Origin of the sequence: Yersinia sp. IP36721, from assembly GCF_003634395.1 — a bacterium.
Lineage (GTDB): Bacteria > Pseudomonadota > Gammaproteobacteria > Enterobacterales > Enterobacteriaceae > Yersinia > Yersinia entomophaga.
This window is the reverse complement of sequence record NZ_QCZL01000010.1, coordinates 83,240-98,558: the sequence shown is the minus strand read 5'-3', so window position 1 is coordinate 98,558 and position 15,319 is coordinate 83,240. Positions and strand designations below refer to the sequence as shown.

Here is a 15,319-nt window from a genome sequence, read left to right as displayed (position 1 = left end):
CATCAAATAATGTTATCAATTATTTTTATTGCAGCACTCTCGACAGAGAACATATTAATTAATAATTTATTTGCCATTTTACCTCTAAACCTCCTATCATCATAATCATTCAATAATTTTATCGCAGCTCTTAACAAAGATTTATTATCCCCATTAATAAAAACATATCCCGCATCGTTATTATTAATCACATCCAATAAATCGTTTCCTGGATTTACACTACCCAATATAGGTATAGATTCAACCATATACCCTAACAATTTACCCGGAAAGTTATGTGTCTTATGTGATTTCGCCAGAGAAAATAAACCTATATCTACATCAGATAAAATACGTCTAAACTCTGACTGTTCAACTGAAGGAAGAAAGTTAACATTAGTTAAACTCCATTCAATTATTTTACTATTGACTAGTTCTACTTCATCACCTTGACCAATAAAAATAAAATGGGCTCTAGAATGTTCCTTCATTCCTTTAGCAAGTAGCAATAGATTGCTCATATCCTGAGCTCGCCCAATATTCCCACCATAAAAAAATATAACTTTTTCTTGTAAAGATAGTTTTTCTCTTAAGCTATCACTTCGGCTGCTACTTTTGTAAGGTTTTGCGCTGGCCCAGTTATACATTACATGTGTGTTATATTTATTATCGTGTCTTAAATTAAAAAGCTCCAAATTTCTCTCTGACATCAGACCAATAGAATTGGCAGATTTATAGTTCAACTCCTCAAAAAAAATAAAGTATTTAGCAATTAGTGATCCTTCCCTAATGAGCCCTTCATCAATAGCCCACTGTGGAAATAGATCTCTTAGTATTAAATATGACTTACAATTGAATTTTCTTTTTAAATAACTAACTATAGGGCCAAAAAAGATTGATGGTGAATAACATATCACTCCATCAAAATAAGTTCCCTCATTTATTTTCCCTTTAAGTGCAAAAAATGCATTAAATGAAATCAATGTCTCATTAAATGCTCTTCTTATCTTTGATGAGCACTTTACATCACCATTTTTAAAATACCAAACAGGTATCTCATCAATAGTATCGATGTATAACCTACTTTCACTATTTTTATATGCTGGAGTAATGATAATAGGTTCATGCCCTAGCCTCTTTAGCTCTATGGCTAGTTCATGCATCATTTTTGCCGCAACTCTTGTACTATAGGGCAAGTAGTCATCAACAAATATTGCCAAACGCATTTAATACTGCCTCCATACCACTCTCTTAACATAGCCTGTATAAGAAAGAATGATACGAACAATTTTATCGGATACATTGGGCATAGAATAATCATCAACTATCCGTAATAACCGATTTCTTCCAGATGGTTGCTCTTTGATAACATCCAATGCTTGTATAATTAAAGATAAATCAAGTCCAGTCATCATGACAGCCCCCTCTTCCATTCCCTCAGGACGTTCGTGAGCTTCTCGCAAATTCAAAGCTGGTATGTTTAAAATAGACGCTTCTTCAGTAATTGTTCCGCTATCTGATAGGACAGCATTTGCATCTAGTTGAAGTTTTACATAATCTTTAAAACCAAGAGGTTTTAACAATCTAACTAATGGATGAAACTTAATTCCTTTTGAGTCTATTTTTTTCTGCGTCCGAGGATGAGTAGAAAAAATAATTGGTCTAGCATATTTTTCCGCAATACCATTTAATGTTGCAACTAACTTATCGAGATTAATTTCAGAATCAATATTCTCTTCTCTGTGGGCGCTGACGACATAATACTCGCCTTTAGTTAAATGCAATTTATTTAAAATATCTGACTCCAAGATACCCGTCATATAATAACTGAGAACTTCAAACATCGGGCTACCCGTTTTAATTACTCTATCAGGTGAAGCGCCTTCACGAAGGAGATATTCCCTAGCAATACTACTATATGTTAAATTAATATCTGAAATATTATCAACAATGAGTCGATTCGTTTCTTCTGGAACCCTCATATCAAAACATCGATTGCCAGCTTCCATATGAAAGATTGGAATTTTGCGTTTTTTTGCCGGAATCACTGATAAACAACTATTTGTATCACCTAAAACTAACAAAGCGTCTGGTTCTAATTTTTCTAAAATCTCATCCGCTGATATTATTATCTTCCCTATAGTTTGCGCCGAAGTTTCCCCTGCCGCATTTAGAAAAAAATCAGGTTTTCTGATATTTAAGTCATCAAAAAATATTTGATTAAGCTCATAATCATAATTTTGCCCTGTATGGATTAAGTAATGGTCACAGAACTTATCTAACTTATCTATTACTCTAGACAATCTTATTATTTCTGGCCTTGTGCCAACAATTGTGACAACTTTCAATTTTTTTAATTCACTTGAAATATTTTTCATATTCATGATGCATTTTCTCAATAAGTTTTAACCAAGGCAGCGGTGTATATTTTGTATAACTTCTAAACAAAGAAGAGTCTAGACTTCGATCTATCTTAAAATCAACATCCTCCTTAATAGAAAGGTTTTTATTATATATAAAATTAACCATATTCAATAAGTCGAATTTGTTAATAGGCTCAGCACTTAGGTGATACAATCCATGTAATTCAGTATTAGGAAGAATAAAATTCTCAATAACCTCGGCCATGTAACATGTTGGTAGACCTGAAAAAATAGCGTTTTTAAAACCAAATACTTCCGATTCTTGCTTCAAGAACCAATCAATTAAACTAACACCCTTCTTTTCTTCGTGACCAATTATTGATGTTCTTAGCGTTATGTGCCCACCATAAGCGACCTCACCAAGCAATTTAGATCTGCCATAAAGATCCACCGAGTCAGGAATATCAAACTCTTTATAATTGCCTTTACATCCCGAGAAAATACAATCAGTTGAAAAATGGATTAATTTAGCGCCAATAACAGTCGCAGCCTCAGCTAGTTTATGTGGTAAAAGAGAATTTATCTCTATAGATACAACCGGTAATTTAGATTCATCTAGCTGTTTTATAATACCTATACAGTTAAAAATAAAATCTGGATTAATACTGCTAATCACATTATTTATATTATTAAAGTCGTTAACATCAACTCCAGATATTATGTTTGTAAAACCCTGACTGGCGAACCTAGATTTTACCGAAGTCCTCCTAACGGTACCAGTCACTTCAAACATATCATTTTCTGAGAAATGCCTAAATATGCTCCCTCCGAGCATACCATTGGCACCAAGTACTAATATTTTTTTACGCATCAGGTTGAGCATCTTCCCCAGCTTCTATTTTTCGAATGAAATCTAATTTACGTAATAAATCACTCATTCCTTTAATATCAAGACGAACAGTATTGTGTGAGTTATAATCATCTATTTCATTTATTTCTTTATTTCCATGCTCATAGTACTTGCTATAATTCAAATCTCTATTATCCGCGGGGATGCGGAAATATTCATGTTGGTCTTCTGCCACCAACATTTCTTCACGACTACATAATACTTCAAACACTTTTTCTCCATGACGAGTGCCGATTAAATTAACCGGATATTCTCTCTTGTTTGTAATTTCTAATATAGAACTAACAAGAGTTTCTATCGTCGCTGCCGGGGCTTTTTGTACAAAAATATCACCGTTACTACCATTTTTAAATGCATGAATTACCAAATCCACAGCATCATCCAATGTCATCATGAAACGTGTCATTGAAGGGTCTGTAATTGTTATAGGCTGATTGTTTTTTATTTGCTGAATAAATAGTGGAATCACTGACCCTCGTGAGGCCATTACATTCCCATAACGTGTAGCACAGATAGTGATACCTTCTGGCACATTTCTTGACTTACCGATAATAACCTTTTCCATCATTGCCTTAGACGTTCCCATTGCATTAATTGGATAAACAGCTTTATCAGTACTCAAACATACAACTTTTTTTACGCAGTTAACTATTGCAGCCTCAAGCACATTATCAGTACCGATAATATTCGTTTTAACTGCCTCCATCGGATAAAATTCACAAGATGGGACTTGCTTTAAGGCTGCAGCATGGAAAATAAAATCAACCCCACGCGTTGCAGAAAGAATACTGTTATAATCTCGGACGTCCCCGATATAAAACTTTATCTTTGGATTATTGTAATGCTTACGCATATCATCTTGTTTTTTTTCATCTCTACTAAAAATTCTAATTTCTTTCAAATCACTATTTAGAAATCGTCTTAAAATTGCATTACCAAATGACCCAGTTCCGCCTGTTATCATTAATACTTTATTGTTAAACATCAGAATTTACCTTTTTAATTAATTCAAAAAACTTTTTCCAAGATGAATCACAGTCATTATTTATCGGTGTGAAATTAGTCTGGTTATATAGATATTTTCGTATAGAAATAGCCCATTTCTGAGTATCTCCTGTTTTCACGAAAGTAGCACCATCATAATTTGATAATACTTCTCTTGAATAAACCTCATCAGCACAAACAATAGGCTTTCCATACGAAGCAGCTTCTTGAAGTGGCAAGCCAAAAGACTCCAGATAACTAGGAAAAACAACTAAATCACTTTTTTTATACATAGATAACACATCAGAATGGCTAATTTTCCCTATAAACTTAAAATTATCTTGCAATGAATTATCATAAACCATATCTATTAGTTCAGGAGACTCATTTTCCTCAAAAGTAAAAACAACAACAACATTTGATATATCTTGTTCTTCTTTTTTCAAAAATACAAATGCCTTAACTATTTCAATGTGATTCTTATAAATTAAAAAACTTGCGGGATAAAAAATTATTTTTTTATTTTCATACTCATCTAAAAAACAGTCACCTCTAAAGTTATTTTCCTCGCCAAAAGAAGGTCTAATTACATGAATTTTCTCCTCATTAATCCCTTTACTCTCTAAACTTTTTTTCATCCAATTAGTTTGAACAACAAATTGTGTATTATCATTTACAAACCTAAAAATAAAATAGCCATAAAACATTTTATACAACCAGAATTTATATTCTGTTTTTTTATAAAAAAGCCATTTCCTTTCAATAAATGGAAGAGCCTGATGTAAATAGATAATATTAGCGACTCGTTTATCGGTTCGAATACTGGTGTTTTGTAAAGAGATAACTACTGCTGGCTCTATATGATTTTTTTCTAACCATTTTTTCAAGCCATATGAATCCCAATAAATACGCATCATCCACGATTTAGCATCGATATAGACAATTTTAACATTACTGGGTAAATTTTTTGGCGAAGTATATTCCTGACAAACAAATACTATATAGTGGAATCCATCTGTAGTTATACTTCTTACAAATTGATTTAAAACCACTAATGCTCCCCCTGAGTCTAAGGCTGTTGCATTCACTATTATCTGATTCAATTTTCAACTAACCTCTTTTGTTTTGAGTATGATCGCTTTTGTTAGCACTAGTTGCATTACTTTTTAATTTAATCAAAAAAAATGAAAGCGTGAACATTATAAAGGGAATAATAAAACCGCTAAATACAGTAACTTTTGTTACCACACTAAATCCATCGCGAAAAAGCATGAAAGGTATTATTGCGCAACTAATTAAATACATATTTCGTAAAATCATACTTCGACTATGTAGTAATAACTCAAGAAAAAATGATAGCATGCTAATAAAAAACACACCACCAACGACTCCAAAATTCCCAATCAATGAAGCAAAAAAGCTCGTAGCGCCTACAGGAGAAATAAAATCAAACCCCACGTCATTCAAAGTCAACTCAGCGCCCGTTTTATATGAATTAACATCTGGAAGAATTAAGAGAAATGAATTTATATAATTATACGGATAATTAAAAATATTAAAGTTTGAGTCATTCGAGAGAAAGCTAAAAAGAGAAAAACTGGTATATACAGGTTCAGCTAATGCTATATAAGAAAGCATGTTAATATTAAAGTCCCCAGATCTTATCACGCCGACTAACACTAAAAATAGCGATAAAAGTAAAAAATAAATTATAACTCTACCTGGTAATTTTTTACGATCATAAAACCACATGAGAATATATACAGCACTTACTATTACATACATCCGCCCCCCCATACTTAACAAAAGAACATTATTAAGTATAAGTAGCACTATAGAAAAATAAATTATATATCGATTTATTGATGGCCTTAATGAAAATGAAATAACAAGCCATAATAGAGCCAATGTCGACATCTTACCCCTTATTCCAATATCATATTCACCGCTATATCCTTTAAAAAAAGCATCTCGAGCATAATACCAAATTACAACTGTAACCATGATAGCCGGAATTAATAATATAATTGAACTCGTTGTTCCCAACCCTTTTATTGAGCATACCCCTTGCATGTCTAAAAATCCCTTTTTCTTGCAAAGATGAGATGCCAACCATGACCCAAAAAAATAAAACAAAACCAAAATAATACTATAAAACAATAGGAATTCTTTTTGCTCCTCAGTTACATTAATAAAAACGTCATGCCAATTATCAAAAGCTGCTAATTTAAAAATATTATAGTTGCAGCCAACAAATAGTGGCAAAATAAAATAATAGTTAATGCCAAAAAGAAATAATTTTTTGTGGTTCAATCCAGAACTAGAAAGCAAAAAATATATAGATGACAATAAAAAAAAAGAAATTATTGTAGTAATCAAGGCTCCTCCCGACAAATACTAAATGTGATAAACATGCTTTAGATAACCAATAGGTAAATATAAAAACATTATTAATTCAATTTTAGTATGAATTCGGATCATTTTAAGTCTACCTTTTACCATAAATAAATTTATAGAATATGTATTTTACTTTTACAATAAAAAAATTGACCATGTTTTTAGTTGTCATTTCAAAACTATTACAACGTCCATAGTTAACACCACTTATATATTCATCATTAATTTTTATTAAATCCACTACATTAGAAAAGCACTCTGAAACATCTCCATCATTAATCAATTTTCGTCTAAGCTCATAGTTTTTATTAATTACACCGGTTATTGTTTCCGGCTTCAAGCTGAGATTATCAAGATATCGATAAAAACCTATCTTTTTACTACTATACATAATTGGCCCATAGTTTTTTATCCATCTAGTCCAGAATTCATAATCAGAGATGGGGTACCAATTCACATCGAAGCCAGAGATAGCAAGAGCTTTCTCCCTATCCATAACAATACCTAACGTAGCCTTGCAACGAGGCCCCCAGAAAAAATCATTCATTCTCATCTCAGATATAGCATTACGAGAAAATATTGATTTAAACAGATAGAATACATTCTGCGCAATTTTATATAATATTTTTTGCTTAACTTTATTACTTTCTGTTCGTTGATCTAAAATATGAGCATCAAATCCGATAAGAGGGACACTATCATAATTAGAAAAATTAGCTAAATATTCCTCAATAGCTGTTGAGAACTCTTGGCATAGTAAATCATCATCATGCAATATTGTGATAAATTTTCCCTTACCAAGAGTTAAACATTGATTCCAATTTTCAAACATAGGAATATTTTCAATATTTTTATAATAAGTAAATTTATAATTTGCAAACTCTTCCATTTCGGATAAAGCAGTTTCTGCCGAGTCAGGGTCATTATCAACGATGATAACCTCAACCGATATATTAAATTCAAGAGAAAATACGCTTCTTAATGTTTCCTTTAATAAAGGAAATCGCTTATACGTTGGTATTGCGATTGTCAGAACAAAATCTTCTTCCACTATATTTTGTTTTAGTATGACGCTTTTCATAAATCTCCAGAACTATTTTTTAATAAATAAGTTAAACATGACAACAGGCCATTTCCAGTTGTTATATATCAACTGAACTCCGCCTTGAGCCAGAATAAGGCCGATAACACCATATTCATAGTAAAATGTAAAAACTATAGATAGTATCACTATTCCCGCGCCCGATATAAGAGAGGAGGATAAGAATGGAACGTGATTTTTTGTAGTAATTATAGTAGCACAAATAGTATGATTCATTTCCAAGAAATAAATAAAACCTAAAATTAAAATATAATTTTGCGGTAGTAAAGAGAGATTTATATTAAGTAGAGGGAAAACAAATCCAGATAATACAACAACGAATAAAAAACCAATTAAATATATCATCGTTGAAAAACCGAATATCTCTAATATTAATTTTCTAATTTCATTATAAGAGTTTCTTGCTACGGACCTGGATATATCAGGAATTTTAATACTTAATAGAACATTGCTTACAGACATTAATGCGAAAAAAACCTGCATAGTTAAAACAAATTGTCCTGCTGTTACAATTGGACAGACTAAACCAACGATTAGCGATGTAGCTCTATTTATTAAAAAACCGCCAAGACTCACAATTCCAAGCTTCGATGCATTATATCCTATGAATGGTATTGTTGAGTTTTCATTAGAAGCATAGCTTTTGTTTGTACGTTGTATATATTCATTTTTTTTGAAGAAATATGAGCAAACATACCTATTTGTCAATACTGAAAATAGGAAACTCAAAGACAAACTGAGTAATGAAGGATATACGTAGATTGCAAACAAACTAAAAAACAACCAAGATATTCGACCTATAATATTAGCTTTATACGAACTCTTAATATCTCCTAGGCCTGTTAATACAGGCGTATAATATAAGTATATAAAACTTACTATTAATCCTCCTGAGAATACAGCCCAGGATAACAAAATAATTTGTTTTGAATCCGCAGGGGATATATAATAAAAATAACCTCCGCCCCCTACCCCTACAACAAATAGCGCTATAATGGAAATACAGGCATAGATCTTCTTAATATCTAATATTAGCCTAGATAAAAGTGAATACGATATTTTATCACCGATGATGATACCTTCCACCCCTGTCTTAACAAGGTTTTTAGCTCCAGATATAACATAACTGACATTCCTTACTATTGCAGGAGATAATCCAAAATCGAATAATAGCACAAGTGATATCATCGATAAAAAAATAACCCAAACACTTGCTATCTCTACATTTATATATTTATATGACAAAAATATAACTAAAAAAGGAATAAATATATTGCAGCATTGATTTACAATCCCCCAACCAACTAGAGAAGTAACCTTCATTTCAACATTATCCTAGATGACATATTTATGTAGAATTTCTCTTTTATTTTATTAATTTTAAAAAAGACTATTACCATAGTAATTAATTACATTACTCCAAACACCAGAGTCGCCACTTTCTCCATAAAAAACACGCTACTCTTTAGTAGAAGATTCATAATTACATGTAAGTTAGTATCATTTTTTATTAGAGAGGTTTTTGACGAAAATATTTATGTAATAACTTGACACTAAGACAAAAGATGTTGGCTCTCTAAAAATTACTCATAGTCAATTGTTTGAAAAAATGTAAGCATGTAGTCTCATTAGGAAATAAAATCATAATTTATTGACTTTGTACATATAATATACTGTAATAAATTCATCGTTTTCTCCTATTTAGGCCATCTTCTAGAGATACTATAGGATACCACCCCGGAATTGTTGTAAGATTAGTGCAAATTTTCATAACCTCTCGTTCCCTTAATGGCCTTGCTCCCCAATTTATATTCAATGCTACATTATTAACTTTTTCATAAAGTTCGACTAAACTTCTTAAACTCATTTTTCTTTTTGCACTGACACAGTATATTTTACTGCTTCCTTGTTGCTCATTTTTAATTTGACCTATCGCCGCTTCATAAGCTCTGCAAATATCGTGAATATGAACCAGTTCAATTTCTTGAATCCCTTCAGACATATCTAATGATTCATTTGTTTCTGCAAGCCTATCTAACAATGGTATTAATTTCATTCTTGGATCATTAGGACCGTAACTATCAAAAAGTCTTAATGAAATACTACAGAATTTCTTAGCACATACATAATATTTTATTATATCCTCAAATGCTTGTTTTGTTGCAGCATATAAATTAACTGGTTCATATTCAGCAGATCCATAATTTTGCCAAGTAGTTCCTGTATTGATGAATCGTCTTACTCCTGATAGTTCCATTGCTTCAAGTAATTTGGTAGGGAATTCAATATTACTCCTTAGTAAATCATCTATTAACTCATAATTATGAGAAGCAGAAGTAAGAGAAGCAATATGAATCACGACATCAGGATTTATATTTTTCACAAGTGAGCATAAATTATTATCATTAAAAACCTCCAACTGAATTCCAGATAACTTCTTACTTTTTTCCTCCTCGTTAATTTCACGCCTCATTAGCCCAAAGACTTCGAACCCTTTTTCTTTCAAATATCTTGCCACGTTCGAACCAATAAAACCACTAACCCCCGTGATTAACACCTTCATATTAAACCTCTTTGAATAATTTATATTATTAAAATAAATCTAAGTTCTTGTCTCTCTCTGAAATTATTGGATTCTCTACTGGCCATTGAAACCCAAAAGAATCCCAACGAATACCCGAATCCAATTCAGGAGAATATACTGTACTTGTTTTACACACTATCAATGTGTTTTCCTTCATGGAAAGAAATCCATGTGCAACTCCTTTTGCTAGAAAAACACTTCTTTTATTCTGGGAGTTTAATATGAAGCTCATGAATTTTCCATATGTGGGTGAGCTTTTGCGTAAATCGAGAAAAACGTCCAAAACTTCTCCTTCAGGACAATACACCATTTTTTCATGGTCATCCGGATACTGTTGAAAATGCATCCCTCGGATAACTCCTTTTTTCGATCTAGAGTAATACTCTTCTGCTAATGGAATATTCAAACCTGAGTTTTTAAATATTTCATTATGCGCAGTTTTAATAAACGCCCCTCTTTCATCTGAAAAACTTTTAGACTCAATTAAGTAACACCCTGCAATATTAAGTTCTGTAATTTTCATTTATTTAGAGATATTAAATATATCTCCCTCGTTTCATCGCTGTTGTATATAAAATATTCACATGAATATATAAATTATTTCAAAGATAATTTTTAATCTCTTTAACACTATATTCATGCATGTCTTTGCCGGCTAGCCAGGCTTTATGCCAGGCCACAATATATTCCAGCGTGGTGTTAAGGCTCCAACGTGGGTGCCAGCCAAGTTGCATTTTAGCTTTTGAACAATCTAACTTTAAATAGTGAGCTTCGTGCGGATGTTCATTACCATCCAATTGCCAACTTGCATCATCACCCCAAAATTCGACCATTTTTTCAACAATATTTTGAACCGGAGTAGCATCTGCTTCATTCGGACCAAAGTTCCAGCCTTCGGCATATTCTACGCCGCCGTTGTACAACTTTTGCGCCAGTAAAATATAACCGGACAACGGTTCAAGCACATGCTGCCAAGGGCGAATGGCGTGAGGATTGCGGATAATAACAGGTTTTGACTCTTCGAAAGCACGTAAAATGTCCGGAACAATACGGTCCAAAGCCCAATCGCCGCCGCCGATAACATTGCCGGCGCGGACAGTAGCCAGTGCTGTACCATGCTGATCGTACTTGGCTGGATTAAAGAAAGAGTTACGATAAGAAGATGTGACTAACTCAGCGCAACCTTTACTGTTGGAATATGGGTCATATCCTCCCATCGCTTCATTTTCGCGATAGCCCCATATCCATTCTTTATTGTCATAGCATTTATCGCTGGTGATATTAACCACAGCTTTGATGCCACCAACTTGACGGATTGCTTCCAGTAAATAGACGGTGCCCATAACATTAGTTGAGTATGTTTCAACGGGTTCCGAGTAGGATAGTCTTACCAGCGGTTGAGCCGCCATATGGAAAACGATTTCTGGCTGAAATTCACGAATTGAGTTTAATAGTTTTTGTTGATCGCGAATATCACCGATTTCTGATTCCATCCCGTCAGCTACGCGGGCAGTTTCAAATAGGCTAGGTTCAGTTGGCGCAGCCAGAGAATAACCTTTAACCGTTGCCCCCATGTTCTGCAACCACAAACTCAGCCATCCACCTTTAAACCCGGTATGACCTGTTACAAAAACACGTTTACCTTGCCAGAAGCTTGCATCAATCATTTTTTATTCCCATACCTTCCAAGGTGCGCGTCCTTCTTCCCACAGTTCATGTAGGTAGAGCTTGTCACGCAGTGTATCCATTGGCTGCCAGAAACCTGTATGCTCAAAAGCCATCAGTTCGCCCTGCTCAGCCAGGGTCATTAATGGTTCTTGCTCCCAAGTTGAGTTATCGCCATCAATTAGATCAATAACTTTAGGAGACAGGACAAAGTAGCCACCGTTAATTAAAGCGCCGTCACCTTTAGGCTTCTCTTTAAAGCTACGAACCTGTTTATCTTTGATGTCTAAAGCACCGAAACGGCCTGGCGGATAAGTGGCAGTTAAGGTCGCTTGCTTACCGTGATTTTTATGGAATTTAATCAATTCCGCGATATTCACGTCGCTGACACCATCACCATAGGTGAAGCAAAAGGCTTCATCGTCTTTAACGTAATCTTTTACTCGACGTAAGCGGCCACCAGTCATTGAATTCTCACCGGTATCAACCAAAGTAACATTCCAAGGCTCGACGCGTTTTTGGTGCACCGTCATTTCATTATCACGCATGCAGAATGTAATATCGGACATATGCATAAAGTAGTTCGCAAAATACTCTTTAATGACATAGCCTTTATAACCACAGCAAATAACAAAATCATTTATTCCGTAGGATGAATAAAGTTTCATAATGTGCCAGAGGATCGGTTTCCCCCCAATTTCTACCATTGGTTTTGGCTTAACTACGGTTTCTTCACTAAGACGGGTCCCAAGACCACCGGCAAGAATGACTGCTTTCACTAGAATCTCCATTACGTATTACTTTGACAAATCAAAGCTATTTTGATGGCACAAAGGCATCAGAGAAAAATTTATTTTCGTTTAATCCATTCTTTATAAAATCAGCGCGCGCAGCAGATATCATAGCTAAGGAACCGCAGGCATAAACATTAAATAGACTGAGATCGGCGATATCGTTAAGAACTGACTGATGTACAAATCCAGTTGCACCAGTCCAACTTTCATCATGACCTGAGACTACAGGAACATAATGAATATTGGGGTACTGAATTGCCCATTCCCTTGCGATATCGGAATAAAAACTATTCCCTGTCGGCATTCCCCAATAAATATACATTTCACGTTGATCATTTTTAGAAATTAATGCTTCAACCATAGACTTAACGGGAGCAAAACCTGTACCACCGGCAAGGAATATAATAGGTTCATTATTCTCACGCACAAAGAAGGTTCCCTGAGGCCCTTCAATACGTAAGAGTTGCTGTGGTTTTAATTCGTTAAAAATGATATGACTGAAAAGTCCATTAGCAACTTTCCGTATATGCAGCTCAACATTCCCGCCGGGCGCGTTAGCAATAGAATAACTACGGCGTTGCCCATTAATTATTAAATCAATATATTGCCCAGCCAAATACTCCATATTGGCGCTAGGTGGAAGCCTTAGCGACAAAATGGCAATGTCTTCGCCAAGATACTCAATATTGTCAACTTTGCAGGGGTAAGTCTTTTTCTTTATGTGGCTAAGTTCAGGATAATAATGAACGTCTAATTCAACATTAGACTTTGCTTTAGAACAGCAAGTTAGTATTGAACCCTTAGCAATATCTTCTTCGGATAAGAATGTATTCTCACCTTGCTCAACCTCGCCTGATAGCACAACAGCCTTACAAGCGCCGCAGGTTCCGTCCTTGCAGCTGTACTCAATATTGATATTATTTTCAAGTGCCGCATCCAGAATGGTTTCAGTACCATCAGAAGTAAAAATAACACCGGATGGATGCAATTTAATTTCTAAAGACATATATAAATCCGAATTAAATAAATTTGAATAAGTAAATTAATTCGCCTGACTGATTTTTATCTTTTTAAGAATTAATCTTAGCGAATGATTTTAACAAAATGCATGGAGTAGCGATCTCTTCATCCATGAAAGGCATCGTCGTATAAATAGAATAAAATCCCCACGCTACCGCCCTTGGCTTGCAGCTACCAATGCACTGATTCGAAGGTTTAGGTCTGTGGCCCCGCAGGGGGCTTGAGGGTACGCGCTTTGGCCTTAAATCGGTCTCAGAGCATTCCTAAACAGCAGACACATTTTAAGTTAAACATTCATTTAATTAAGGCATTAAAATTTTGTGCCAATTCTCGTACTAATACCCCGCTATTACAAGAAAAACGTGATTTATGCCACGCTTTAATTGACTAAGATAATACGAGAAAATCCGGAGAATGCCCTTTGCACAATAAATCGTAACCGAATGTATTCACTTGATTTTCTTCATGTCTTCGAGTATTTAAAAATCAAACTTTCAGCTAAACATAAGCCGCTCTATATATAGAGTGCTTATATTTAGCAAGGCACTACATATGCCGTTTAACTAATAACTCAAGCAAATCAATATGCGCAATATCATCATTCAATGCAGGGATATATTCAAACTTCTCGCCGCCTGCATGTAGGAAAATCTCACGATTTTGTTCTTTAATTTCCTCTAGCGTTTCAAGACAATCAGCGGAAAAGCCAGGGCAGATCAGCTGTATATGCTTAACACCTTGAGAAGGTAAGCTTTTTAAGGTTTCATCAGTATAAGGAGTGAGCCAGGGTTCGCGGCCAAATCGTGACTGGTAGGTCATCATGATCTGTTCTGCGGGCAGCGGCACAACCGCCGTAAGCGCGCGGGCTGTATCTTCACAACGCAGCGGATAGTCGTCACCAAGCTGTGCGTAACGTTTAGGGATTCCGTGGAAAGAGAGCACCAGACGGTCAGGTTGACCATGCTGCTCAAAAGACCGTTCTACGCTTTGTTTTAATGCGGCAATGTAAGCAGGATGCTCTGCATAGTCACGAATAAAGCTGATAGAAGGTAAACGACGATAATTTTTTAGAATACGTGCAACGCTATCCCATACGGCAGCGCTGGTCGAACAGGAATATTGAGGATAAAGCGGTAACACAACCAGTTTAGTTACGCCTTGTGCCAACAGTTTTTCTATGGCACCGGATAAATTGGGTGAGCCATAGCTCATTCCAAGCTCTACCGGTGTGTCCGGCATTCGGGCCGCTAGCGCCTGCTGCTGCCGACGACTAAAAACCAATAGCGGCGAGCCTTCGTCCATCCAAACTGATTGATACAGTTTAGCCACTCGCGGAGAGCGGATTGGCAGTATGACACCGCGTAATAAAGGCCACCAAAGCAAAGGGGAAGTATCAACTACTCGGCGATCGCTGAGAAACTCAGCCAGGTAACGCTTAATCGCTGGAGTCGTTGGGGCATCAGGCGTTCCCAGATTGACCATCAGAACGCCAAGTTTGCTTTGCATGAGTCAGTTCCCTTC

Annotated in this window: 14 protein-coding genes; all 14 read right to left on the bottom strand. The window is 35.0% G+C overall.

Annotation, left to right across the window (positions count from 1 at the left end):
- Positions 1 to 2 precede the first annotated feature (2 nt).
- On the bottom strand, positions 3 to 1,205 hold the full coding sequence (locus tag DBA33_RS10535; RefSeq protein ID WP_120806420.1) for a glycosyltransferase family 4 protein: 1,203 nt from the start codon (positions 1,203 to 1,205) through the stop codon (positions 3 to 5).
- Positions 1,206 to 2,363, bottom strand: a complete 1,158-nt coding sequence (gene wecB, locus DBA33_RS10530; RefSeq protein WP_205582772.1) for a UDP-N-acetylglucosamine 2-epimerase (non-hydrolyzing) — start codon at positions 2,361 to 2,363, stop codon at positions 1,206 to 1,208.
- The gene (locus DBA33_RS10525) at positions 2,338 to 3,213 is read right to left on the bottom strand and encodes an SDR family oxidoreductase (protein WP_120806462.1); all 876 of its coding nucleotides are present in this window, start codon (positions 3,211 to 3,213) and stop codon (positions 2,338 to 2,340) included. The genes wecB and DBA33_RS10525 overlap by 26 nt, the downstream gene beginning before the upstream one ends.
- The gene (locus tag DBA33_RS10520) at positions 3,206 to 4,237 is read right to left on the bottom strand and encodes a polysaccharide biosynthesis protein (protein WP_120806419.1); all 1,032 of its coding nucleotides are present in this window, start codon (positions 4,235 to 4,237) and stop codon (positions 3,206 to 3,208) included. The genes DBA33_RS10525 and DBA33_RS10520 overlap by 8 nt, the downstream gene beginning before the upstream one ends.
- On the bottom strand, positions 4,230 to 5,324 hold the full coding sequence (locus DBA33_RS10515) for a glycosyltransferase (protein ID WP_162975195.1): 1,095 nt from the start codon (positions 5,322 to 5,324) through the stop codon (positions 4,230 to 4,232). Before DBA33_RS10515 ends, DBA33_RS10520 begins: the two co-directional genes overlap by 8 nt.
- Positions 5,325 to 5,346: 22 nt before the next feature.
- Positions 5,347 to 6,615: a hypothetical protein gene (locus DBA33_RS10510; RefSeq protein ID WP_120806415.1), complete on the bottom strand. Its 1,269-nt coding sequence runs from the start codon at positions 6,613 to 6,615 to the stop codon at positions 5,347 to 5,349.
- A gap of 109 nt (positions 6,616 to 6,724) precedes the next feature.
- Positions 6,725 to 7,714: a glycosyltransferase family 2 protein gene (locus tag DBA33_RS10505; RefSeq protein ID WP_120806414.1), complete on the bottom strand. Its 990-nt coding sequence runs from the start codon at positions 7,712 to 7,714 to the stop codon at positions 6,725 to 6,727.
- A gap of 12 nt (positions 7,715 to 7,726) precedes the next feature.
- Positions 7,727 to 9,058, bottom strand: coding sequence for an O-unit flippase-like protein (gene wzx, locus DBA33_RS10500; RefSeq protein WP_120806412.1), 1,332 nt, complete (start codon positions 9,056 to 9,058; stop codon positions 7,727 to 7,729).
- Positions 9,059 to 9,419: 361 nt separating this feature from the next.
- Positions 9,420 to 10,298 carry an NAD(P)-dependent oxidoreductase gene (locus DBA33_RS10495; protein WP_120806410.1) on the bottom strand — a complete coding sequence of 293 codons (879 nt, stop codon included), beginning with the start codon at positions 10,296 to 10,298 and terminating at the stop codon, positions 9,420 to 9,422.
- A 28-nt stretch (positions 10,299 to 10,326) separates the two neighbouring features.
- A complete protein-coding gene (gene rfbC, locus DBA33_RS10490; RefSeq protein WP_120806408.1) occupies positions 10,327 to 10,842 on the bottom strand; it encodes a dTDP-4-dehydrorhamnose 3,5-epimerase in 516 nt (171 codons plus the stop codon).
- Between the two features lie 79 nt (positions 10,843 to 10,921).
- Positions 10,922 to 11,986, bottom strand: a complete 1,065-nt coding sequence (gene rfbG, locus DBA33_RS10485; RefSeq protein WP_120806406.1) for a CDP-glucose 4,6-dehydratase — start codon at positions 11,984 to 11,986, stop codon at positions 10,922 to 10,924.
- Positions 11,987 to 11,989: 3 nt separating this feature from the next.
- The gene (gene rfbF / locus DBA33_RS10480; RefSeq protein WP_049598616.1) at positions 11,990 to 12,763 is read right to left on the bottom strand and encodes a glucose-1-phosphate cytidylyltransferase; all 774 of its coding nucleotides are present in this window, start codon (positions 12,761 to 12,763) and stop codon (positions 11,990 to 11,992) included.
- 37 nt (positions 12,764 to 12,800) lie between these two features.
- Complete coding sequence (locus DBA33_RS10475; protein WP_064512314.1) at positions 12,801 to 13,784, bottom strand: CDP-6-deoxy-delta-3,4-glucoseen reductase; 984 nt, start codon at positions 13,782 to 13,784, stop codon at positions 12,801 to 12,803.
- Positions 13,785 to 14,344: 560 nt separating this feature from the next.
- Positions 14,345 to 15,304 (bottom strand): ferrochelatase, encoded by a 960-nt coding sequence (gene hemH, locus DBA33_RS10470; protein WP_120806403.1) that lies wholly within the window; start codon positions 15,302 to 15,304, stop codon positions 14,345 to 14,347.
- Positions 15,305 to 15,319: the final 15 nt, after the last annotated feature.